At 64.0% G+C, this 22,773-nt stretch carries 23 protein-coding genes; 12 read left to right on the top strand and 11 right to left on the bottom strand.

The genetic code is table 11. The annotated features are described in order from the left end of the window. Positions 1 to 39 precede the first annotated feature (39 nt). The 5 genes from rpoB to J2X38_RS07660 form a co-directional block, all read right to left on the bottom strand. On the bottom strand, positions 40 to 4,218 hold the full coding sequence (gene rpoB / locus J2X38_RS07680) for a DNA-directed RNA polymerase subunit beta (RefSeq protein WP_310252887.1): 4,179 nt from the start codon (positions 4,216 to 4,218) through the stop codon (positions 40 to 42). Between the two features lie 615 nt (positions 4,219 to 4,833). After that, on the bottom strand, positions 4,834 to 5,502 hold the full coding sequence (locus tag J2X38_RS07675; protein ID WP_310252885.1) for a DUF4197 domain-containing protein: 669 nt from the start codon (positions 5,500 to 5,502) through the stop codon (positions 4,834 to 4,836). Positions 5,503 to 5,576: 74 nt separating this feature from the next. Continuing rightward, positions 5,577 to 6,815 (bottom strand): hypothetical protein, encoded by a 1,239-nt coding sequence (locus J2X38_RS07670; protein WP_310252883.1) that lies wholly within the window; start codon positions 6,813 to 6,815, stop codon positions 5,577 to 5,579. A 352-nt stretch (positions 6,816 to 7,167) separates the two neighbouring features. Then, the gene (locus J2X38_RS07665; RefSeq protein ID WP_310252880.1) at positions 7,168 to 8,952 is read right to left on the bottom strand and encodes a diguanylate cyclase; all 1,785 of its coding nucleotides are present in this window, start codon (positions 8,950 to 8,952) and stop codon (positions 7,168 to 7,170) included. A gap of 89 nt (positions 8,953 to 9,041) precedes the next feature. Beyond that, on the bottom strand, positions 9,042 to 9,647 hold the full coding sequence (locus J2X38_RS07660) for a TetR/AcrR family transcriptional regulator (RefSeq protein WP_058539952.1): 606 nt from the start codon (positions 9,645 to 9,647) through the stop codon (positions 9,042 to 9,044). Between the two features lie 84 nt (positions 9,648 to 9,731). Between J2X38_RS07660 and J2X38_RS07655 the strand changes: the two genes are divergently transcribed. Next, complete coding sequence (locus tag J2X38_RS07655) at positions 9,732 to 11,174, top strand: carotenoid oxygenase family protein (RefSeq protein ID WP_310252877.1); 1,443 nt, start codon at positions 9,732 to 9,734, stop codon at positions 11,172 to 11,174. On the opposite strand, the gene J2X38_RS07650 is transcribed toward J2X38_RS07655, so the two are convergent. Then, entirely contained in the window at positions 11,095 to 11,955 is an 861-nt protein-coding gene (locus J2X38_RS07650; protein ID WP_310252874.1) for an NTP transferase domain-containing protein, read from the bottom strand. The genes J2X38_RS07655 and J2X38_RS07650 overlap by 80 nt on opposite strands. Continuing rightward, entirely contained in the window at positions 11,952 to 12,980 is a 1,029-nt protein-coding gene (locus J2X38_RS07645) for a phosphoribosylglycinamide synthetase (RefSeq protein WP_310252872.1), read from the bottom strand. The genes J2X38_RS07650 and J2X38_RS07645 overlap by 4 nt, the downstream gene beginning before the upstream one ends. A 319-nt stretch (positions 12,981 to 13,299) precedes the next feature. Here J2X38_RS07645 and J2X38_RS07640 point away from each other — a divergent pair, with 319 nt between their 5' ends. Next, complete coding sequence (locus J2X38_RS07640) at positions 13,300 to 14,304, top strand: hypothetical protein (RefSeq protein ID WP_310252870.1); 1,005 nt, start codon at positions 13,300 to 13,302, stop codon at positions 14,302 to 14,304. A 123-nt stretch (positions 14,305 to 14,427) separates the two neighbouring features. Here J2X38_RS07640 and rplL read toward each other — a convergent pair whose 3' ends face one another. Both rplL and rplJ read right to left on the bottom strand, forming a co-directional pair. Continuing rightward, on the bottom strand, positions 14,428 to 14,799 hold the full coding sequence (gene rplL, locus J2X38_RS07635) for a 50S ribosomal protein L7/L12 (protein WP_037516187.1): 372 nt from the start codon (positions 14,797 to 14,799) through the stop codon (positions 14,428 to 14,430). A 59-nt stretch (positions 14,800 to 14,858) separates the two neighbouring features. Then, positions 14,859 to 15,374 (bottom strand): 50S ribosomal protein L10, encoded by a 516-nt coding sequence (gene rplJ / locus J2X38_RS07630; RefSeq protein WP_037516086.1) that lies wholly within the window; start codon positions 15,372 to 15,374, stop codon positions 14,859 to 14,861. 485 nt (positions 15,375 to 15,859) lie between these two features. Here rplJ and J2X38_RS07625 point away from each other — a divergent pair, with 485 nt between their 5' ends. The 6 genes from J2X38_RS07625 to J2X38_RS07600 all read left to right on the top strand — a co-directional run bounded on the left by J2X38_RS07625 (position 15,860) and on the right by J2X38_RS07600 (position 18,724). After that, positions 15,860 to 16,303 carry an acetyltransferase gene (locus J2X38_RS07625; RefSeq protein ID WP_310252866.1) on the top strand — a complete coding sequence of 148 codons (444 nt, stop codon included), beginning with the start codon at positions 15,860 to 15,862 and terminating at the stop codon, positions 16,301 to 16,303. 99 nt (positions 16,304 to 16,402) lie between these two features. Beyond that, complete coding sequence (locus tag J2X38_RS07620; protein WP_405053447.1) at positions 16,403 to 17,005, top strand: PadR family transcriptional regulator; 603 nt, start codon at positions 16,403 to 16,405, stop codon at positions 17,003 to 17,005. Beyond that, positions 17,005 to 17,322, top strand: coding sequence for a DUF2218 domain-containing protein (locus tag J2X38_RS07615; protein WP_058539486.1), 318 nt, complete (start codon positions 17,005 to 17,007; stop codon positions 17,320 to 17,322). Before J2X38_RS07620 ends, J2X38_RS07615 begins: the two co-directional genes overlap by 1 nt. A gap of 222 nt (positions 17,323 to 17,544) precedes the next feature. Next, positions 17,545 to 18,069: a DUF2975 domain-containing protein gene (locus tag J2X38_RS07610; RefSeq protein ID WP_310252864.1), complete on the top strand. Its 525-nt coding sequence runs from the start codon at positions 17,545 to 17,547 to the stop codon at positions 18,067 to 18,069. After that, on the top strand, positions 18,069 to 18,278 hold the full coding sequence (locus J2X38_RS07605; RefSeq protein WP_058539484.1) for a helix-turn-helix transcriptional regulator: 210 nt from the start codon (positions 18,069 to 18,071) through the stop codon (positions 18,276 to 18,278). The genes J2X38_RS07610 and J2X38_RS07605 overlap by 1 nt, the downstream gene beginning before the upstream one ends. Before the next feature lie 140 nt (positions 18,279 to 18,418). Continuing rightward, positions 18,419 to 18,724: a zf-TFIIB domain-containing protein gene (locus J2X38_RS07600; RefSeq protein ID WP_310252859.1), complete on the top strand. Its 306-nt coding sequence runs from the start codon at positions 18,419 to 18,421 to the stop codon at positions 18,722 to 18,724. Here J2X38_RS07600 and J2X38_RS07595 read toward each other — a convergent pair whose 3' ends face one another. Then, positions 18,725 to 20,125, bottom strand: a complete 1,401-nt coding sequence (locus J2X38_RS07595; protein ID WP_310252858.1) for an amino acid permease — start codon at positions 20,123 to 20,125, stop codon at positions 18,725 to 18,727. It lies immediately after the preceding gene. 163 nt (positions 20,126 to 20,288) lie between these two features. Then, positions 20,289 to 20,576 (bottom strand): 4a-hydroxytetrahydrobiopterin dehydratase, encoded by a 288-nt coding sequence (locus J2X38_RS07590; RefSeq protein WP_310252857.1) that lies wholly within the window; start codon positions 20,574 to 20,576, stop codon positions 20,289 to 20,291. 51 nt (positions 20,577 to 20,627) lie between these two features. Between J2X38_RS07590 and J2X38_RS07585 the strand changes: the two genes are divergently transcribed. The 4 genes from J2X38_RS07585 to J2X38_RS07570 are packed head-to-tail and all read left to right on the top strand — an operon-like array spanning position 20,628 to position 22,688. Continuing rightward, complete coding sequence (locus J2X38_RS07585) at positions 20,628 to 21,056, top strand: metallopeptidase family protein (protein ID WP_058539481.1); 429 nt, start codon at positions 20,628 to 20,630, stop codon at positions 21,054 to 21,056. Continuing rightward, positions 21,053 to 21,637, top strand: a complete 585-nt coding sequence (ccmA, locus tag J2X38_RS07580) for a heme ABC exporter ATP-binding protein CcmA (RefSeq protein WP_310252855.1) — start codon at positions 21,053 to 21,055, stop codon at positions 21,635 to 21,637. The genes J2X38_RS07585 and ccmA overlap by 4 nt, the downstream gene beginning before the upstream one ends. Continuing rightward, the gene (locus J2X38_RS07575; RefSeq protein WP_310252854.1) at positions 21,634 to 22,281 is read left to right on the top strand and encodes a heme exporter protein CcmB; all 648 of its coding nucleotides are present in this window, start codon (positions 21,634 to 21,636) and stop codon (positions 22,279 to 22,281) included. Before ccmA ends, J2X38_RS07575 begins: the two co-directional genes overlap by 4 nt. Then, a complete protein-coding gene (locus J2X38_RS07570) occupies positions 22,278 to 22,688 on the top strand; it encodes a VOC family protein (RefSeq protein WP_310252852.1) in 411 nt (136 codons plus the stop codon). Before J2X38_RS07575 ends, J2X38_RS07570 begins: the two co-directional genes overlap by 4 nt. Positions 22,689 to 22,773 lie beyond the last annotated feature (85 nt).

The raw sequence follows: 22,773 nt of genomic DNA, 5'->3' as shown, positions 1-22,773 counted from the left end.
TTCCCCCCTCGCCGCAGGCGAAGGGGGTGAGGAAAATCATTATTCGGCGGCTTCGGGAAGGGCATCCGGGAGATTGTCGGGATCTTCTTCCGCATAGGAAGACAGTTCGACATTGAGGCCCAGCGAGCGCATTTCCTTGACGAGCACGTTGAAGCTTTCGGGAATGCCCGCCTCGAAGGTGTCGTCGCCCTTGACGATCGCTTCATAGACCTTGGTGCGGCCGATCACGTCATCGGACTTCACCGTCAGCATTTCCTGCAGCGTGTACGCGGCGCCATAAGCCTGCAGCGCCCACACTTCCATTTCACCGAAGCGCTGGCCACCGAACTGCGCCTTACCGCCCAGCGGCTGCTGGGTGACAAGCGAGTACGGCCCGATCGAACGCGCGTGGATCTTGTCGTCGACAAGGTGATGCAGCTTCAGGATATACATATATCCCACCGTCACCTTGCGGTCGAACCGGTCGCCGGTGCGGCCGTCGTACAGATCGACCTGACCCGACCGGTCGAGACCGGCGCGTTCCAGCATCGCCGACACGTCGCCTTCGCGCGCACCGTCGAACACCGGGGTCGCGAAGGGCACACCCACCGAAAGATTCGAGGCAAGATCGACGACCTCTTCCGAGGTACGCGCCTTGATCTCGTCCGCATATTCATCGCCATAGGCGTGAAGCAGCGCTTCGCGTACCGCCTCGGGCGGGGCTCCCGCCTCGGGGTCGGGGTTCGCCATGCGCCAATCCTCGAGCGCCGCGGTGATCGTGCGACCGAAGCCGCGCGATGCCCAACCGAGGTGCGTTTCGAGAATCTGCCCGACGTTCATGCGCGACGGCACGCCCAGCGGGTTGAGCACGAAATCGACGTGCGTCCCGTCTTCGAGGAACGGCATGTCCTCGATCGGCAGGATGCGGCTGATGATGCCCTTGTTGCCGTGACGGCCGGCCATCTTGTCGCCCGACTGCAGCTTGCGCTTCACCGCGACGAAGACCTTGACCATCTTGAGCACGCCCGGGGCGAGTTCGTCGCCGCGCTGCAGCTTTTCGACGCGATCTTCATACTTCGCGCTGATCCGCTTGATCGCGTCGTCATACTGCGCCTTGATCGCTTCGAGAGCGGCCTGGGCATTGTCTTCGACAACGGCCAGCTTCCACCAGTCGGCGCGGTCGAGGTCGACGAGCATCTCTTCGGTGACGACGTCGCCCTTCTTCAGACCCTTGGGCACTGCGCTGGTCGCCTGACCGATGAGCAGTTCCTTGAGGCTCGAGAAGGTCGCACGATTGAGGATCGCGCGTTCGTCGTCGGCGTCCTGCTTCAGACGTTCGATCTCTTCGCGTTCGATCGCGATCGCGCGTTCGTCCTTGTCGATACCGTGGCGGTTGAAGACGCGGACTTCGACGACCGTGCCCGACACGCCCGGCGGCAGGCGGAGCGAGGTGTCGCGCACGTCGCTAGCTTTTTCACCGAAGATCGCGCGCAGCAGCTTTTCTTCCGGCGTCATCGGCGATTCACCCTTGGGGGTGATCTTGCCGGCCAGAATGTCGCCCGGACCGACTTCGGCGCCGATGTAGACGATGCCCGCTTCGTCGAGGTTGCGAAGCGCTTCCTCGCCGACGTTCGGGATGTCGCGCGTGATGTCCTCGGGCCCAAGGCGCGTGTCGCGTGCGGTGACTTCGAATTCCTCGATGTGGATCGAGGTGAAGACGTCGTCCTTCACTATGCGTTCGCTGATGAGGATACTATCCTCGTAGTTGTAGCCATTCCACGGCATGAACGCGACGAGCACATTCTTGCCGAGCGCCAGTTCGCCGAGTTCGGTCGACGGACCGTCGGCGATGATGTCGCCCGCGCGGACGATCTCGCCCACCTTCACCAGCGGACGCTGGTTGATGCAGGTGTTCTGGTTCGAACGCTGGAACTTCTGCAGGCGATAGATGTCGACGCCCGACTTGCCGGGTTCGACCATATCGGTCGCACGGATGACGATACGCGTCGCGTCGACCTGGTCGATCACGCCGCCGCGGCGCGCCGCGATGGCTGCGCCCGAATCGCGCGCAACGGTTTCTTCCATTCCCGTACCGACAACCGGAGCCTCGGCCCGGATCAGCGGCACAGCCTGACGCTGCATGTTCGATCCCATGAGCGCGCGGTTGGCGTCATCGTTTTCCAGGAACGGAATGAGCGACGCCGCGACCGAAACCAGCTGCTTCGGCGACACGTCCATCAGCGTGATCTGATCGCGCGGGGCCATCAGGAACTCGCCCGCTTCACGCGCCGAGATCAGTTCGTCGATAAAGCTGCCGTCGGGGTTGAGATCGGCGTTCGCCTGCGCAACCGTGTGCTTCTGCTCTTCCATCGCCGAGAGATAGACGACGTCGGTCGTGACCTTGCCGTCGATGATCTTGCGGTACGGGGTTTCGATAAAGCCGTACTTGTTCACGCGCGCAAAGGTTGCGAGCGAATTGATCAGACCGATGTTCGGGCCTTCGGGCGTTTCGATCGGGCAGATACGGCCGTAGTGCGTCGGGTGAACGTCGCGGACTTCGAAGCCCGCGCGTTCGCGCGTCAGACCGCCCGGCCCGAGCGCCGAAACGCGGCGCTTGTGCGTCACTTCGGACAGCGGGTTGGTCTGGTCCATGAACTGCGAGAGCTGCGACGAACCGAAGAATTCACGAACCGCGGCCACGGCCGGCTTCGCGTTGATCAGGTCGTTCGGCATCACGGTCGACACGTCGACCGAGCTCATGCGCTCCTTCACGGCGCGCTCCATGCGGAGCAGGCCGACGCGATACTGGTTTTCGAGCAGTTCGCCGACCGAGCGGACACGACGGTTACCGAGGTTGTCGATATCGTCGATTTCGCCCTTGCCGTCCTTCAGGTTCACCAGTTCCTTGACGACGGCGAGGATGTCGTCGCTGCGCAGCGTGGTGACCGTGTCCTCGGCTTCGAGGCCAAGGCGCATGTTGAGCTTGACGCGGCCCACGGCCGACAGGTCGTAACGCTCGGGATCGAAGAACAGGCCGCCGAACAGGGCTTCCGCGGTTTCGCGCGTCGGCGGTTCGCCGGGGCGCATGACGCGATAGATGTCCGAAAGCGCCTGGTCGCGGTCTTCGGCCTTGTCGGCCTTCAGCGTGTTGCGGATCCACGGGCCGGTGTTGTTGTGGTCGATGTCGAGCAGGACGAGCTTGTCGATGCCCGCAGCGTCGATCTTTTCGAGATTGTCGGCGCTCACTTCGTCGCCGGCTTCGATGTAGATCTCGCCGGTCGACTCGTTGATGAGGTCATAGGCGCTGTAACGGCCGAAGATTTCCTCGGTCGGGATCAGCAGCGTGTCGAGACCGTCCTTCGCCGCCTTGTTGGCAAGGCGCGGGCTGATCTTGTGACCGGCGGCGAAGACGACTTCGCCGGTCTTGGCATCGACGACGTCGAACGCGGGCTTCGCGCCGCGCCAGTTTTCGACCATGAACGGCACGCGCCAGCCGTTTTCGGCGCGCTCGAAGACCAGACGATCATAGAAGTGGTTGAGGATTTCCTCGCCCGACATGCCCAGCGCGTACAGCAGGCTGGTGACCGGCAGCTTGCGCTTGCGGTCGATACGCACGTTGACGATGTCCTTGGCGTCGAATTCGAAGTCGAGCCACGAACCACGATACGGGATCACGCGCGCGGCGAACAGGAACTTGCCCGACGAGTGGGTCTTGCCGCGGTCATGGTCGAAGAGCACACCCGGCGAACGGTGCATCTGCGACACGATGACGCGCTCGGTGCCATTGACGAAGAAGGTGCCGTTCTCGGTCATGAGCGGCATGTCGCCCATGTAGACGTCCTGCTCCTTGATATCGAGGACCGAACGGGTGTCGGTTTCGCTGTCGACTTCAAAGACGATCAGGCGCAGCGTGACCTTCATCGGCGCCGCATAGGTGATGCCGCGCTGACGGCATTCCTCGACGTCATATTTCGGCGCTTCGAGTTCGTAATGGACGAAGTCGAGCTCGGCGGTGCCGGCAAAATCGCGGATCGGAAAAACGCTGCGCAGCGTCTTTTCGAGGCCCGAAACATAGCCGACCGAGGGGTCGGACCGCAGGAACTGCTCATAGGATTCGCGCTGCACCTCGATGAGGTTGGGCATCTCCACCGCTTCGTGGATGTTGCCGAACAGCTTACGGATTCGCTTGCTTGCGGTTGCTTCGAGGGCCTTGCCCACCGACTTCGCCTTGGTCGCCATAAGTGATTGTCTCGCCTGTCAAAAATCAAAATCGCGAGCGCTTCGACGCGAAAAAAGCCGCAGGCAACCGTTGCCGGTTTACCGCAGCTTTCCACGCCTGTCGAAATCCCCGCCGACCTATCCGTACAGCCCGCTGCGCAAAGTCAGGCTCTATCTCGGACGATGGGGTGAGGTCGCGATATAGGATTGGGTGGACGCGCTGTCAACGGGACCGCGGCGAAGTGATGAGATGAACGACAGCAAGGGGTGGAGAGCTGACGAGGCAACTTAGGCTCGCGGCGATCGCAACTGCCGGGCGAGCGTGAGCACAAAGCGTTTCGTGAGGTAAAGATACCAGACCACACCGGGCAGCAAAAATGGCACAACCCAAAACGTGTTGTGGACATTGATCCCGGTTGCATATTCGAACGTAAACATGATGCCTCCGCCCAAAAAAATCGGCCATAGACATTCCAGTTTACCGTAGCCGCTCCACGGCGGGTCGCGCTCCATCTCAGATATGAGGCGATCGTGGTATCGTTTCAGCCAAGTCACTCTTGAGATTACCCTATACGTCGTTCTCGAAGTCGTATGGCAATTAGAACGTGTCCGCAATCGGTCGTTAGCCGTCGTCGCCTAAAACACCCCCTTCAACAACGCCGCGGGATTACGCCGCAGCGCCGCCTCCTCGCCTGCCATATAATGAAAAATGCCTTTGAGCGCCTGTTCGGTCACCGATCGCGTCAGCCCGTCGCGCGTCAGCCCCGCCGAGGCTATCAACTGATTGCCCTTCGACAGCTGGTCGAGCTGGCGATAGGCGCCGACATTTTCAAGCGCCGATCCGATCAGCGGCGACACTTTGGTGAACAATATGCTGCCCGCGCTCGTCTGCAGATAGCGCGTCGCTCCATCGTTTTTCGTCACCAGCCCCGGCGCGTCGGTCCAGCGTAGATTGTCGATCGCGGCGCGAAACACCGGCTTCGCCTCGCCCGCAGCCCTGCCGCCCGCGTCGTTCAGGCTTTTGGTCAGATTGGTCGTGAGCCCCAGCTTGTCGCCCATGCCAAAGAGTTTCGACGCCAGTTTTCCGCCGGCACCCGGCAGCAGGATGCGCACTGCGGTATCGCGATAAAAGGCGCCCGGTTCCGCGAGCTTGTCGAGCGCGCCGTCGGACGCACCCGCGATCAGCCCCTTCACCCCACTCTTCGGCAGCTTCGCCATCGCCCACGGCGCGTGGATCAAAGCGAGCGTCCCGATCGCGCCGGTGAGCAGCATCCGCCGCGCCATCATTGCTTCGTCCGATTCCATGATGCGATCTCCACTGCCCAGCGTTCGATGACAAGCAGGCGAACCAACAGCTCCGTTGCCGGAGAATAACCGACCTAGTTGGATAAGCCCAGTCGAACATACGTCCGTCCGGTCGCCTTCAGTCCGCCAGTGTGGGCGACATCATACTCGAACCAGACAAGCCCCACCGTCCCGTTCAGCCGTCGAAGCGTGATTTCACCACTTGGCGCGAGAGAAACGCTCAACCGCCCTGAAAATTTGTCTGGTACGCGGATCGAAGTCACCTTCAGCTCGTTCCGGTCGACCCCGACAATTCCAATGCCCGATATCCCGCTATCATTGCAAAAGGGCGGGGAATTATTGCCATTGCCCAGCGAGCAATCCGCACGAAGAGTAACAATTCCACTTAACGCGATGCGGTCGATCGATCGCAAGTCGGTAACAGCCACAAGACTGTGCAAGACCAATACCGGCAAATAGGAATATGGCCGCGTCTCGATTTTCGGGGCGGGGATCTCCGCGAACTCGCGAAACGAGGTCAGCATCGACTCAATTGTAATTGAATCCGCATCGGCGGTTGAATTGCGCCCCATGATGACGTCGAGGATCGTGGGCAGCACCACAAGCCGATAACCATGCTGAACGTCGGCTGCACGCCGCGGTTCGGTCAAATACTGGTCTACTGCGGAACCATATCTCGCAAGGAGATCTGCAATGGCACGACGGGCATCCGGGGAAGCGAACCTCGTCGTCAGAGGCATATGCTCGAGAAGCGAGCGGATCGCCGATGCGTTATTCAGATCCACCCTCCCCGATCGGAACTGTTCGCCGATTGTTGCCTGAAAGGTGTCAAAAATAATGCTGGAATCGGGTTGCACGCCCTGATCAGATGGTCGGCTCAGCGGAGCCAAGGCGGAAAGCTTGAGATTATACGCTGTGACCCGTCTCCCGAGCGCTGCGGTGTCGGCATTGTTGCTCGACATCGCGGCGACTGCTGCAAAGCTCGATATCTCGCGAGCGCTCAGGCCCAGGCCGGTGTTCGCTGCCACCAAATCATCGTCGATGGACCGGAGCAACGTCGTGACGGGAGACAGGTTGGTCGCGCCTTTCGGAGCAGAGAGATACGCGAGATAGTATCCGCTGAGCATGTCGACGCCGACGGCTCGCATTGCGTCGGTCGGGTTCACCGTCACTTCCTTGCCGTCGTTACCGTCGATCGTCACCGGACCGAACTGGCCGGATGTGTTAGAGTACACATACACGTCCCTGAACACGGTATCACCGGACGGGATAACGTCGCCAAATACGCCATTCTTGTTGGAATCGAACGTCACAGTACCAATGATCGCTGCGCCGGCCCCCACTGAGAAAACCGAGCCGGTTGGCGTGGGCGTGGGAGTAGGAGTTGGTGTCGGAGTGGGGGTGGGCGTCGGTGGGACTGTGACAGCCCCCCCGCCGCTCGAGCTTCCACCCCCTCCGCATCCTGAAACCATAGCGACGATTGAGACAGCCGCAATCGTCCGAAAAGCTCTGTAATTTAACATCCCGCCCCCGCATTTTGGATGGAACGCGCCTAGCAAGGAAGTGCTGGAATCTCCAAAGGATTTTGCCCTGATTTCGGCAGCCGCGAACAGCCTTCGCCGACAAACGGTGCGGGGGAACAGCTCCTTCGCTCGAAACCCGATACTAGGCCGCGCTGCGCAGCCGGTTCCGCCCTTCGCGCTTGGCGACATAGAGCGCCTTGTCGGCACGGTGCAGCAGTTCCTCGACGTCGGCTTCGCCGTCATAGACCGCCAAGCCGACGCTGATCGTCGCGTTCGGGAGGTCGTCTTCGGCAGCGGTTCCGGCCTCGACCGCCTTGCGGACGCGCTCGGCGACGATTTCGGCAGCTTGCGCGCTCGAACGCTGGAGGATGCAGACGAACTCCTCGCCGCCGATGCGGCCGAGCATGTCCGCGTCGCGAAGCGCCGCCTTGGCGCGCTGGGCGACGCGGCGGATCACATCGTCGCCGACGGCATGACCGTGCGCGTCGTTGATCCGCTTGAAATGGTCGATATCGAAAATCGCGACCGCAAGCGGCGCACCATGGTCGCGCGCGCCGGCGAGCGCCTTTTCGAGCGACGCCAGCGTGTGGCGGCGATTGGGCAGTCCGGTGAGCATGTCGGTATTGGCGACGCGTTCGGCCGCGCTGCGCGCTGCCTCGAGAATGCGGGCATTTTCGACCGTTTCCGTCACGTCCTGGACGGTGCCGAAAATAGCGGCCGCCTTGCCGCCCCGGCCCGTTTCAATCGAGCCGTGCGATTTGACGTGCCTGATCTTGCCGTCGGCGCGCAATATCCGTCCCTGAAATTCGAAAGGCTGGCCGGTCCGCACGGCCTCCGCCAAAATCTTGCGCACCGCCAACCGGTCCTCGGCCACATATTGTTTGACGCTATAGTCGACGTCGACCGGTATGCCGGGTTCCAGTCCGTGTATGCGATAGCTCTGATCCGACCATGTGATCGTCCAATGGACCAGGTCGACGCGCCAATGCCCGACCAGCGCCGCGGCCTCGGCCTGGAGCAGCCAGCGGTTGCTCTGCTCGAGCCGCCTCGAAAGCCGCCGCTGCACGACGAGCAACGCGGCGAGCGGCAGCGCGACGACCAGCATCGACAGCAGGTAGAATTGCAGGAAGAATATCTTGACCTTCGGCTCACCGTCGATGGCCGCGATCGGGCCAAAACCCTGCGCCGTCAGCAACGAAGCGATGATCGTGACAATCAATATGCCGGCGGCGGCGCCGAACGGCCCGAGGCGGTAGGATGCGACAATGACCGCCACATAGGGCAGGAAATTGACCGGAAACTGCGATTGCGAAAAGCAGATAGCCGTGATTGCGGCGGCGCCCGTCAATATCGCCGTCGCTTCGGTTTTCATGCCGGCCGGCGCATTGCTGAACGCATTCGACACGATAAGCCGTGCGAGCATGACAATCGGCGGGGTGACGATCAATATGCCGAGCGCGACCGTCGTCAGCCAGGACAGGAAAAAATCGAAGCCGGTGCCGGCGGACAGTGTCGCTATGCCCGCGCCAACGAAACTTGCAGCCAGCGCAGCGCCGCAGAAACGCACAACATCGCGCGGCGCCGTAAAGGATAGTTCGCCGGGTTCGCGCCGACGCAACAGCCACAGCGCGACGGCGGCCTCGACACCATTGGCGAGAACGAAGGCGGCCGACATCGCGAACGCCGTGCCACCGAGCATGTTTGCGGCCATGCTGGACGCCGCCATGCCAGTGAAGGACGCGAACCGCCAGCGCGCGGGCATGAGGAGGAGAAGGGCAAGGAAATAGCCGCTGGGCGGCCACACCGCAGCGATATTGTCTGCTCCCTTGGTCGCATACAGCGACAGGCTGGCCAGCAGGAAATATCCCGTTGCGGTCAGCAGGAGCCAAAAGATCGCTTCGACTCTGGGGGGCAGCGACCGGGTCATGCGCCCAGATAACCAAAAACCGGAAAAGAAACCGCTAAATTATGCCGGCTGTGTCTGCCCCCCGGTCGCGCCACACGATCGGGCGGCCCTCAGCCGACCCCGCCAAAGGTCAGCCCGACCACTTCGGCGACCTTCGCCTCGTCCCATTCGATGCGCCGGTCGAGGATCAGCATCGCGAGGCCATGCACCAGCGCCCACGCATGGAGCGCCGCGGTATCGGGGTCTCGGGCGCCGGGAAGCGCCTCGCCGACCCCGGCGCGGAGCAGATTATAGGCAACTTCGCCGCCATCGCCGCCCTCCTTGCGCTCGGACATCTGGCGCGTGAAGCTCAGCCGGAACAGCGCCGGCTCGTCGTGCGCGAAGCGGACATAAGCGATACCCGTCGCCTTGAACCCCGCAACCGCGCCGCCCGCCTTCAGCCACGCCTGCGCCTGCAGCGCGCCGAGCCGCCGCAGCCCTTCGTCGGCGAGCGCGTCGAGCAGCGCCTCCTTGTCAGGGAAATGCCGGTACAGCGCGGTCGCGCTCACCCCGACGTCGCGCGCCAGCGCACGCAGCCCGAGTTCGGCGCCGTCGCCTTGCTCCAGCCGCTTGAGCCCCGCCGCGATCACCGCCGCGCGCAGGTCGCCATGATGATAAGCGCCCGCCGCCTTCGCGCCGTCGCTTTTTATGTTGACACTGTTATCTTTGCTTGCCATAATGTTGTCACTGTAAACATATCGAGTCGTCCGCACAAGCCCCCGCCCCGCGGCGCTTCTCCAACATCCGTAAGGAGCAATATCATGGCAAGCAACGTCGAAACCCTGATCCGCGGTGCGGTTGTCAAAGGCATCGGCAAGGTTGCCGACTTCAACCGCAAGCGCCTGCCCCGCCCCACCGACGCGCATCCGTTCCTGACGGGCATCCACAAGCCGATGACCGAAGAGGTCACGCTGGAAGAATTGCGCGTCGAGGGCGAGATCCCCGCCGCGCTGACCGGCCGTTACCTGCGCAACGGGCCGAACCCGGCGGCCGCCCCCGATCCCGCCAGCTACCACTGGTTCACCGGCGCCGGCATGGTCCACGGCATCCGCATCGAAGGCGGCAAGGCCGACTGGTATCGCAATCGCTGGGTCCGCGGCAGCGAGGCATGCGCCGTGCTCGGCGAGGAATTGCCCCCCGGCCCGCGCGCCGACGGTAACGACGCGCCGAACACCAATGTCGTCGGCCTTGCGGGCCGCACCTTCGCCATCGTCGAAGCCGGCGGTAAGCCCGTCGAGCTCGGCTATGAACTGAACACGATCGCACATAACCCGTTCGATGGTACATTGGCCGGCGCCTATACGGCGCATCCGCATCACGATCCGCTCACCGACGAAATGCACGCGATCACCTATCGCGGCGACGAACCGAACAAGGTCTGGCACGTCGTGCTCGACAAGGACGCCCATGTCATTCGCGAGGAAGCGATTGCGGTCAGCGACGGCCCGTCGATCCATGACTGCGCGATCACCCGGAATTACGTGCTCGTCTTCGACCTGCCCGTCACTTTCTCGATGAAGATGCTGCTCGGCGGCTATCGCTTCCCCTATGCGTGGAACGACGCGCATCAGGCGCGCGTCGGCCTCCTCCCCAGGAAAGGCAGCGGCGACAGCGTCATCTGGGTGCCGGTCGAGCCCTGCTATGTCTTCCACCCCGCCAACGCCTATGAAACCGGTGACGGCAAGGTGATCGTCGACGTCGTCGCGCATGAGACGATGTTCGCGAGTTCGAAGCGTGGCCCCGACAGCGAAAAGTCGCGGATGGAGCGCTGGACGATCGATCCGGTCGCCGGAACGACCACCCGCACCGTCATCCACGACCATGCGCAGGAATTCCCGCGCTATGACGAACGGTTGACGACGAAGCCCTATCGCTACGCCTACACGATCGCGATCCCCGATGGGAAATCGGCCGAATGGGCGCTCGCCGACACGCGGCTGTTCAAGCACGACTTGGACAAGGGCACGACCGCCATCCACGATTTCGGCCCCGGCCGGCATCCGGGCGAGTTCGTCTTTGTCCCGCGCAGCGAAAGCAGCGCCGAGGACGACGGTTGGCTGATCGGGCTGGTCGTAAACATGAATGACGAGACGACCGCGCTCGTCATCCTCAACGCCGACGACTTTAGCGGGTCACCGCAAGCTGTCGTGCACCTGCCGCACCGGGTTCCCCCCGGCTTTCACGGGAACTGGGTCGCGGATTGACGATATCGGGGCGCTTCATCAGCGCCTCGGTCACGCGCAGCGACCTTTCATTATCGACATCGATCGCGGTCGCCCCGTTGCTCACCAGCAGCGGGGCGATTTCGACGTCCAGATGGCGCGAAATCCGCTGGAAGATGTGGTGGATCGGACCGAGCCCGAAGCGGAAACGGAGCAGGTTGATCAGGCCGAATGCCTGCATCACGCGAAACGGCTTCTTGATGAACTGCCCGCCGCCGCGAAACGCCTCTGCGGCGCGGAGCGCGTTCGGATGGCCGAGCCAATAAGCGTTGCAGTTCGATACCGCGACGTCGGAAAACTCGTAAAAACGCCGCTGGCCTTCGGGATGGACCGCCAGCACATCCTCACGCCGCGCCAGTGCGACCCCGGCATCGGCGCCGAGCCGCGTCGCCTCGGCTTCGATCTCGGCGATCGTCGCGGGGGTCAGCAGGCAATTGTCGGCGGTCGTGACGAGCAGTGGGAAGCTGGCCATGCCCGCGACCGCGAGAACCGAATCCGCCAGATTATCGGCCGCGGGAACGACGATCAGCCGGTCGCCGAGCAGGTCGACCACCGGGTCGCTCAATTCAGCGAGCAGCGCCGCATGATGCGTCGAAACAAACACCTGCCGCGCATTGCTGTCGGCCGCACTTTCCAGGACATGCGCGATCATCGGCCGGCCGGCGACCGGCACAAGGCATTTGTCGCCGACGCCATATGCCTCGGCGAGCGCATCGACCGCCCCGGGGCGGCGGCCGGCGAGGATCAGGATCGAACCGCTCATGCGGCGTTCCGCCGCGCCGCGGCGGGCGCAATCTGGCGAAGCATGCTTTCGGCGACGATCGTTTCGATCAGCGCCGCGTGGGAGAAGCCCGCAGCGACGGCCGAGCGCGAGAACAGCTTTTCGGACCAGAGATTGCAGTTGAGATTGACCTCGAGCAGCCGGACGTCGCCGGTCGTATGATCGACGCGAAACTCGAACCGGCCATAATCGAACGGACGGAATATGTCCGTCATCCGCTTTGTATAGTCGATAATCCGTGCCGCGATCGCCGGATCGTCGAACCGCTTGATGCGATATCCGACGCTGCCGACGAGGTCGCGCTTTTCCTGATAGGTGCGCAGCTGCGTCGGATCGTCCTGCTCGAAAATCATCATCGGCAGCATCGCGGGCTCGCCATCGAGCGTGATCACGGGCACTTCGATGTCGCTGCCGTCGATAAAGGGTTCGACGAGCGCATCATGGTCGAGCGCGTGGATCTCGGCGACAGCCTGCGCAAGTTGCACGCGGTCGTGCGCATCGCGCACGCCCCACGAGGCGGAGCTGTTGTTCGGCTTGATCACCCAGCGCCGCGCCGGCGGGCAGCGCGACACGTCGACGGGCGCACCGCGGCGGAACAGCACCCAGGGCGCGGTCGGTACGCCGCGCGCCGCGGCCTCGAGCTTGGTCAGATGTTTGTCGTCGGACAGGCCGCGCACGATCGGCGAGGCGCCAAGGTAGGGCAGGCCGTGCTGGTTGCAGAGCAAGGGCAGCAGCATTTCGGAATTGAAAAAGCCCCCGCGATTGAGCAGCGGAAAGACGAAATCGGCGGCGGGCCGGTCGAACAGCGCGGCATAGCTGTCGGCGATCAGCAGTTCGATGCCGATCGCTTCGAGCGTCTCGCGCATTTCGCGGTGGTAAGGCGCGTGATTGCCGTCATCGGTATGCAGCCCGCCGGTCCAGCGCGCATGCTTGGCGATGAACAGCAGCCGCTGCGTTTCACGCAGCTGGCTCGGCAGCCGGGTCGGGGCAAGGTCGGTGGTTTTCATGCGCGGCGTTGATCACGCCCAGGTTGCGCGGGAATGACGAATTGGTGACCCGGCCGACACCAAAACGCAAACGCCCTGTCATATTGAAGCGCATATCACCGGAAATGCGTGCTCCTGGACATGGCCCGGGCGATCGATCGCATCGGTCCGCCCGATTGCAAAAATGGTGTGACGGCACGCCCAGCTGCCGCTGAATCCTCGCCGCGCCGTTCGGCAGCCACGGCTCATCGCGGAAACCGGACTGCCCGAGCAGCATTTTCGGCGGGTGGCTCGTTCGTCCTTCACTATGACAAGAAATATCGCCCTCTCCCGCCCCGCCATGAGCGCGATTGCCGCGTTCCTGGTTCTTTCCACCCCCGGCGCTTTTGCGCAGGAAGCCCCCACCGTTACGATGATCCCGCCCGTCGCGGCGCCGACCCCGCAGACCCCGCCGACGGTGCCCGAACCGAGCACCACTGCACCGGTCGCAACCCCCCAGACCGCACAGCCCGCCGCGCCCGCCCCGGTTATCCGCGTCCCGCTGGACATCCCCGCCGAAAAGACCGCTCCCGCACCCAAGGCAGCAGAACGCGCCGCAGCGCCCGCTCCGGCGCGCGCCGAACGCGCGGCGCCGCGTGCACGTCCCGCGGCGCCCGTCGCAGCGGCTGCCACCCCTGCCGCGGCACCCGCCGCCGAGGCTCCCTTGATCGAGGAAGCCACGCCGATCGCCGCCCCGATGGCAGCGCGGGCCGAACCGATCGCCGAGCCCACGCCGCTGCCCGCCGAAACGGCGAGCACGACCGGCGATGCGTTCCCGTGGGAGATCGCCGGCGGCGCAGCCGCGCTGCTGATCATCGGCGGCGCCGGATTGGCCTTCGCTCGCCGCCGCCGCGTGGTCGGCGAGGAAGCCACCGTCTATGACTATGAGCCTGCGCCGCGCACTGCAGCCGAGCCGGTGACCGGCGAAACGCAGCCGTGGATCACGCCCGCCTATGCCCCTCCCGAAGAGCAAGAAGTCGCGCCGCGGACGGTTCCCGCCTTTGTCGCCGCGCCGAGCGGAAGCATGGGTCGTCACGAAGCGATGGCGATGGCCGGGCCCACCGACGACAATCCCTTTGCGACGCTCAGCAAGCGGCTGAAGCATGCGCGTTTCCTCGATCGCCAGGAACGCACCGCCTATGACGAGACGCTCGGCGCGCAGAAGGACATGACCCGCAAGCCGGTCAGCGCTTGGGAAATCGCCCAGCGCCCTGCCCCGGCGACGCAGGAACAGGATGTGCGCCGCCCCGAACCCGCGCGTGTCCGCACCTCGACCAGCTTCCGCCCGGGCTATTCCAAGAGCTGAGCGCCCGATCATCCGCGGTGGTCCCCTCACCGCATAGAAAAAGGGCGGTGCCTCGCGGCGCCGCCCTTATTCTTTTTCGCTGGAACCCGGCCGGATGATCCGGCCGGAACCCATCCAACCGAATTACTTCAGTTCGACGGTGCCGCCGGCAGCGAGAATCTTGGCCTTCAGCTCTTCAGCTTCTGCCTTGTTCACGCCTTCCTTGATGGCCTTCGGTGCGCCTTCGACGAGTGCCTTGGCTTCGCCCAGACCCAGGCCGGTGATCGCACGGACTTCCTTAATCACGTTGATCTTGTTGCCGCCGTCACCCGTCAGGATGACGTCGAATTCGGTCTGCTCTTCAGCAGCCGGGCCAGCAGCGGCAGCAGCCGGAGCGGCAGCAACAGCAGCGGCAGCCGAAACGCCCCACTTTTCTTCGAGCAGCTTCGACAGGTCAGCCGCTTCGAGGACGGTCAGCGCCGACAGTTCTTCAACGATCTTTGCAAGATCAGCCATGTTCATTCTCCATCAGAACCGGGATATCCCGGTAGTAAGTTTAAAGGGTTAGTTCGAAATCACGCTGCTTCTTTGGCGGCATATGCGCCAAAAACCCGCGCCAACTGGCCCGCCGGGGCTGCGGCAATCTGCGCAACCTTGGTGGCCGGAGCCTGCACCAGACCGATGATCTTGGCGCGGAGCTCGTCGAGCGAGGGAAGCGAAGCAAGCGCCTTCACGCCATCTACGTCGAGGACCACGTCGCCCATGCCGCCACCAACGATTTCAAGCTTGTCGTTGGTCTTGGCAAATTCCACGGCGATCTTCGCAGCCGAGACCGGGTCGGTCGAGGTTGCGAGGGCCGTGGGACCGGTCAGCAGTTCGCCGATACCGGTGTAGGACGTGCCATCGAGCGCGATTTTGGCAAGACGGTTCTTCGTGACGCGAAAGTCGGCCCCTGCATCGCGCATCTGCTGGCGCAGCACCGTCGACTGAGCGACGGTCATGCCGAGGTTGCGGACGACCACAACAGCAGCAGCTGATCCCAGCGTAGCGTTCAGCGAGGATACGGCTTCGGCCTTTTCCGTACGATCCATGCCTATACTCCACTCATCTGCCCGGATGCGCGAGACGCCGAAACGCACGCGCCGCCGGGCGGCTAACACACGCAAATGCCGGCGCGAGCCAAGGCTCACCTGCATTTGCGCAACGATGTCCGATGGGGTCGGTCAAGACGCGTCGCCTGATCAAACAGGCGGGCGACCGAAAAAGACTGTTCCCCGTCTCGGCTGGAAATTAAGAAGGGCAAATCCCCTTCACCAACTGTCTCGGACGGAATTGCCAAGGCCAAAGCCCAGACAACACGGGGGCGCTAATAGCGTCGATGGGCGCAGAGTCAAGGTGTGATAGGGACTGCCCTACCCCTCATCGTCACCCCGGACTTGATCCGGGGTCCATCGAACTGTCGCCCAGTAAATGGATCCCGGATCAAGTCCGGGATGACGATATTAGGAATGGCGGCTCTCTAGCTAAAGCGAAAAGGAAACTTGGCGCGGGGGCGGCGCTTCCTTATGGCACCGCCATGATCCGGATCCGTCCATCGTCACCCGCCGACGGAGAACGCGCCGTCGAGATCTGGCGCGACGCCGTCGATGCGACGCACGACTTCCTGACGGCCGAAGATCGCGCCGTGATCGAAGCCGAAGTCCGGGGCTTCCTGCCCGCAGCATCGCTCTGGCTCGCGGTCGATGCCGATGACCGTCCGATCGGCTTCATGCTGCTCGACGGATCGAGCATGGAGGCGCTGTTCATCGATCCCGCATATCGCGGGGCCGGTATCGGGCGCGCGCTGGTTGCGCATGCGCTGGAACGCCATCCGACACTTACGACCGAAGTGAACGAGCAGAATGGTCAAGCGGTCGGCTTTTATGAGCGCCTGGGTTTCGTGCCCACCGGCCGGTCGGAGCGCGATGGCCAGGGGCGGGCCTATCCGCTGATCCACTTGCGCTTCACACGCCAAAGCTGATCGCCCCGCATGTCCGTCGAGAATTTTTCCCGAAGCCCCTTGCGCATCTTTTCTTAAGATATATCTTAGACGCATCTAGAATCACTCTAAGGAACGAAAATGATATTCTATGCGAAAATGGAAGGCCGCGGTTGCGGCGGGCGGCATGCGATGCATCGCGGCGGACGCGGCTTTGGCCACGGGTTCGGGCATGGCTTCGGTGGTGGCCGTCGCGGCGGCGGCCGGGGCGAGCGCGGCGAGCGCCGCCGGATGTTCGATGGCGGCGAGCTGCGGCTCGTATTGCTCAAGCTGATCGCCGACGAGCCGCGTCACGGCTACGACCTGATCCGCCACATCGAGGAGCTGACCGGCGGTTCCTATGCGCCGAGCCCCGGCGTCATCTATCCGACGCTGACGATGCTCGACGACATGGGCCTGATCGAAGCGCAAGAGAGCGACGGCGCGAAAAAGCTGTTCGCGATCACCGACGCAGGACGCGCCGAACTCGACGCCAATAGCGAGATCGTCGAAGCCGCGATCACGCGCCTGACCGCGGTCGGGGAAGAGACGCAGCGCACGGACTCGGCTTCGGTGCGCCGCGCGATGGGCAATCTGCGGCAGGTTCTGATGAACCGGCTCGGCGACCGCGATCTCGACAATGCCGCGTTGCACGACATCGTCGCGCTGATCGACGAGGCAGCGCAAAAGATCGAGCGGCTGTGATGAGCAGCGCGATCGCCAGCGTGCCCACGAGCCACGCGAGCAAATATCTGCAGCAGCTGTGCAAGCATTGGCAGCACAATCTCGTCGTCGAATTCACCGCAGACCACGGCACCGTGACCTTCCCCAAGGATGCGCGCGGCGCCGAATGGACGAGCGACGCGCTGGTGACGTTCGATGCGGGCGCCGACGCACTGTTGGCCCGCATCGACGCCAGCAACGCCGAGCATGTCGAGGCGATGAAGGACGTGGTGGCGCGCCACCTCGACCGCTTCGCCTTTCGCGAGGCGCCGTTGACGTTCGACTGGCAGGCGGTTTGACCCTCTTCCCTTCGTCATCCCGGACTTGATCCGGGATCCATAGCGCCCTCGCCGGAAGCACGGCACATGCCGTCATGGACCCCGGATCAAGTCCGGGGTGACGATGGAGGACGTGCCGATGGTCACAGATGCGGCAGATTATCGTTTTTCGATATTATCGATTGACGATAAGAAAGACTCGAAATATATTGTTCTTCGATAAGAACCCTATCGGAGAACGATATGCCTATTCCCAACACCACCCTGCTCGGCGCGACGCGCGGGCTGCTCTGGCTGATCCTTGGATTGATCGTGGCGTCCGCGCTGCTCGTCGTCGGCGTTGCAATCGCACTGATCGTCGCCTGGCCCGAGGTCATGGAGGGCTTTCGCGGCAGCCCCGAATTCATCGACGTCACGACGCTGCGCTTCCCCGTCAGCGTGCTGATGCTGCTGCTCTTCGCGATCCTTGCCGCCGCAGCCTATATGATCCGCCAGTTCCAGGCCCTCGTGGCGAGCGCGGCGCGCGATCCCTTCGTTCCGGCCAATGCCGTGCGGCTGCGTCGGATCGGCTGGGCGCTGGTCGTCACGCAGTTGCTCGCAATCCCGCTTCAGTGGACCGCCGGCAACATCGCGAAAGCGGGCAGCGACTTGGCCGACATGGGGGGCATTTCGCTCGGTAGCCTGCTCGCGATCCTCCTCGCCTTCGTCCTCGCCGCGGTCTTCGAACAGGGCGCCGCGATGCGCGACGAGCTGGAAGGGACTGTGTGATGGCGATCGTCGTGAAACTGGACGACCTGCTCCACGCCAAGCGGATGACGCTGACCGACCTCTCCGACCGCATCGGCATCACGCTCGCCAACCTGTCGATCCTCAAGACCGGCAAGGCGAAGGCGATGCGCTTCTCGACGCTCGAGGCGATCTGCACCGAACTCGATTGCCAGCCCGGCGACTTGCTGGCGTTCGAAGCCGACAGCTGAACAGAGCACGGCGAAACTCGGCCCCGCCCCGCCTCCCCGGTCGGAGCGGGGCCTTTTCTGTTTGCGGAACGCACGGTGACTATGACACGTTAGAAGGACGGCGGCCCCTTCCGGCCGCCTTTGCCTTGAAAGGAAACTTCGTGTCCGATGCCCCGGGGCTGCTTTGCCCGACCTGCCGCGTGAACCTGACCATGTCGGAACGGCAGGGAATCGAGATCGACTATTGCCCCCAATGCCGCGGGGTCTGGCTCGACCGCGGCGAACTCGACAAGATCATCGAGCGCAGCGAAGCCGCCAGCACCCCCGCGCCGCGGGCGTCCGCCCCTCCCCCGCCGCCACAGCAGCAGCCCGAATATCGCGAGCGCGGTTATGACGACCGCCATTACGGCGGCAAGCCGTACAAGAAGAATTACAAAAAGAGCTTCCTCAGCGAATTGTTCGACTGATCAACCGACGACGGCGTGTCGGCGGGCGTAGAGGAAATAAACAGCCAGTCCGCCGACATTCCACACGAGGAACCAGAGCTGGGTCTGCGCCGGCAGGCTGAAGAACAGATAGATGCAGCCGAGCACCGCGATGCCGCCGACGACCCATGGCATCGGCGCGCGGAAGGTGCGCGGCGCGTCGGGCGCGCGGCGGCGCATGATGAGCATGCAGACCGAAACCGCGGTGAAGGCCGCAAGCGTCCCGGCGTTGGCGAGCGCGGCAAGTTCGCCGAGCGGGATGAAGCCCGCGAGCACCGCGACGACCAGCGCGGTGAAGATCGTGATCCGCACCGGCGTCCCGCGCGACGACAGCTTGGCAAGGCTCGCGGGCAGCAGCCCGTCGCGCGCCATGGTGAAAAAGATGCGGCTCTGGCCATAGAAAAAGGCGAGGATGACCGTCGGCAGCGCGATGATCGCCGAGACCGCTAGATATTGCGCCGCGAGCGGGCTGCCGAGTTCGCGCAGGATCAAGGCCAGCGGCTCGGGGCTGTTGGCGAAGCGCGTGTAGGCGATCGCGCCAACCGCGGCGACCGCGACGGCGATATAGATGATCACGCAGGCGAACATTGACCCGACGATGCCGATTTTGAGATCGCGGTCGGGGTTTTTGGCTTCCTCGGCAGCGGTCGCGATCGCGTCGAAGCCATAGAAGGCGAAGAAGATGATCGCCGCCGCAGCCATCACGCCGCGTTCGACGCCGTCGGGCCCCATATGCTTGGCAAAGCCATAGGGGCTGAAGGGTTCGAGATTGGCGGCGTTGAAGGCGGGCAGCGCGACCGCGACGAATACGACAAGCGCGACGATCTTCACCAGCACGAGGATCGCGTTCAGCGTTGCGCTTTCGCGCGTGCCGACGAGGAGCAGCCCCGCGACCACCGCGATGATCGCGATTGCCGGCAGGTTGACGATGCCGCCGAGTTCGGGTCCCTGCATCAGCGCCATCGGGAAGCCCGCCCACGCCTGTAGCAAGGGCGCGGCATAGCCCGACCAGCCGACCGCGACCGCGCTTACGACAAGCGAATATTCGAGGATCAGGCTCCACCCGACGACCCATGCGAGAAGCTCGCCGATCACGACATAGGAGTAGGTATAGGCGCTGCCCGAAGCGGGGATCATCGTCGCCATTTCGGCATAGGCGAGCGCGGCGCAGGCGCAGATCAGCCCCGCGATACCGAAGGACAGGATGACCGCGGGGCCCGCCTTGTCGGCGCCGACCCCAATAAGCGTCAGGATACCCGTGCCGACGATCGCCCCGACGCCAAGCGCGATCAGATGCGGCCAGCCGAGCGTCCGCGCCAGCGTCTGCTCGCCCTCCCGCCGTTCCGGAACGATCGGTTTGCGGCGGAACAGGCTGTCGGTCATGCGGTGGGCTCCCCTGGGGCGTTATGCTGTGCTTTGCGCTGCTTGTAAGCAGCCGGAAACGCAGCGCAACCCCAGCCCAACATCGTCATTCCCGCGAAGGCGGGAATCCCGCTTTTGTTGCCGCAGGAAGCGGGATTCCCGCCTTCGCGGGAATGACGAAGAATTAAAGCAGCGCCTCAATCGCTTCCGCCAGCTTCGCGTCGCGCTCCGACAATCCGTCGGCGTCGTGCGTGGTCAGCAAAATATCGACGCGGTTGTAGACGTTCGACCATTCGGGATGATGGTCCATCTTTTCGGCAATGATCGCGACGCTTGTCATGAAACCAAAGGCTTGCGCGAAATCGGCGAATTTGAACTGGCGCGTGATCGCATCGCGCACGGGTTCGTGCGTCCATTCGGGAAAGCGGGCGAGGAGCGCGCTGCGCGCTGCATCGTCGAGTTTCTGTACCATCTTCTTTCTCCCGCTGGTCAATATCGTGCCGCCGCCATAAGGAAGGGCGCGATGAGCGACAAGTCTGCCCTGCCCGATTTGCCTGCCGGATGGACCGGCGGCGCACCCGACGCCGATGCGCTGTTCGCGATGGCCGAGGCGGCGCTGGCGACGATGCCCGCGGTGTTTGCCCCGCATATCGAGGGGGTGGTCGTCTCCATCGAGGAATTCGCGGACGATGAGGTGCTTGCCTCGCTCGACATCGAACATCCTTATGAGCTCACCGGGCTTTACGAAGGCCGCCCGCTCACCGAACGCAGCATCGGCGAAAGCGGCGGCATGCCCGACCGCGTGACGCTCTATCGCATCCCGATCCTCGTCGAATGGATCGAGACCGGCGAGCGGCTCGACACGCTGGTGCGGCATGTGCTGATCCACGAGATCGGGCATCATTTCGGCTTTTCGGACGACGATATGCACGCGCTGGAAGATATGGCGTGACCGAACTGCTGCGGCTGGACAGCGTGGCGTGCATTCGCGGCGACCGGCTGCTCTTCGAGAATTTGTCGCTGACGTTGAACCGCGGTGACGCGCTGTGGCTGCGCGGCCCCAATGGCGCGGGCAAGTCGAGCCTGATCCGCCTCGTCGCCGGACTGCTCCGCCCCGGCGCCGGGACCGTCGAGCGCCGCGAGCGGATTGCGCTGATCGACGAGGCGGCCGCGCTCGATGCCGAGCTCCCGCTGCGCCGCGCGCTCGATTTCTGGGCGCGGGTCGATACGGTCGATGGGCATACGGTCGATCGCGCGATGGACGAGATGGCGCTGGCGTCGCTGAGCGACGTACCAGTGACGATGCTCTCGACCGGCCAGCGCAAGCGCGCGGCGATGGTGCGCGTCATCGCGAGCGGCGCGCCGATCTGGCTGCTCGACGAGCCCGCGAACGGGATGGACGATGCGGCGCAGGCACGGTTGGTCGCGGCGATTGCCAAGCACCGGTCGAACGGGGGCGCGGTGCTGCTCGCCTCGCATTTTGCGCTCGGGATTCCGGATTTGGCGGAACTCGATATGGGCGCGCTCGCTTGACCGCGTTGATCGCCCTATTCTGGCGCGACCTGCGCCGCGCATGGGGCAGCGGCGCGCTGTGGTTGCCGGTGCTGTTCTTCCTGCTCGTCGCGACCGCCTTCCCCTTTGCCATTGGCCCCGACGCACCGTTGCTGCGGCGCGCGGGCGGCGGGATGGTGTGGGTTGCGGCGCTACTCGCGGCGCTACTGCCGATCGACCGGCTGGTGCGCCCCGACAAGGATGCGGGCGTGCTCGACCAGCTTGCGGTGCGCGGCTTTGCCGACGAGGTCGTCGCAGCGGTGAAGATCGGCGCGCATGCCATCGGTTTCGGGCTGCCGCTGATGATCGCCCTGTTCCCCGCGTCGGCGCTACTGGCGCAGGACGCGTCGCGGGTCGAACTGCTCGCGACGGGAATCGCCATCGCCATTCCGGCGCTTGCCTCGCTGGCGGTCTTGAGTGCGTCGCTGACCGCGAACCACAAGGGCGGCAGCGCGATCGGCGGGCTGCTCGTCCTTCCGCTGGCGGTGCCGATGCTGATCTTCGGCGCCGGGATGCTCGACCCGTCGGGGCGCGGCGCGATCAAACTGCTCGCCGCGACGAGCCTGCTCCTCACCATGATCGGACCGTTCGCGGCGGGCGCGGCGCTGCGGGGTCTCCGCGAATGACGCGGCAGTCGCTCGCGCATATCGCGCTCGTCGTCCGCGATTATGACGAGGCGATCGACTTTTACGTCGGAACCCTGGGCTTCACCCTCGTCGCCGACGAGTATCAACCGGCGCAGGACAAGCGCTGGGTGCTCGTCGCGCCGCCGGGCAGTCCGCCGGGCGGCGCGACGATCCTGCTGGCGCGGGCCGCCAATGAAGATCAGGCGAAATTCATCGGCGATCAGTCGGGCGGGCGTGTCTTCCTGTTCCTGCAGACCGACGATTTCCGGCGCGACTATCAGCGCCTGCTCGACAAGGGCGTGCGGATCGAGCGCGAGCCGCTCGAGGCCGACTATGGCACCGTCGCGGTCTTCCTCGACCTTTATGGCAACAAGTGGGACCTGATCGAGTTTCGTCGGCCGGAGTGACGGCTAGCGACCGGATGTTGCCGCACTCTCTCCTTTGTCATTCCCGCGAAAGCGGGAACCCAGTGATGGGCCAGCCGACTGACGC

Origin of the sequence: Sphingopyxis sp. BE235 (assembly GCF_031457175.1) — a bacterium.
Lineage (GTDB): Bacteria > Pseudomonadota > Alphaproteobacteria > Sphingomonadales > Sphingomonadaceae > Sphingopyxis.
Note: the sequence above shows the minus strand (reverse complement) of the source record. Positions and strands in the feature narration are given on the sequence as shown.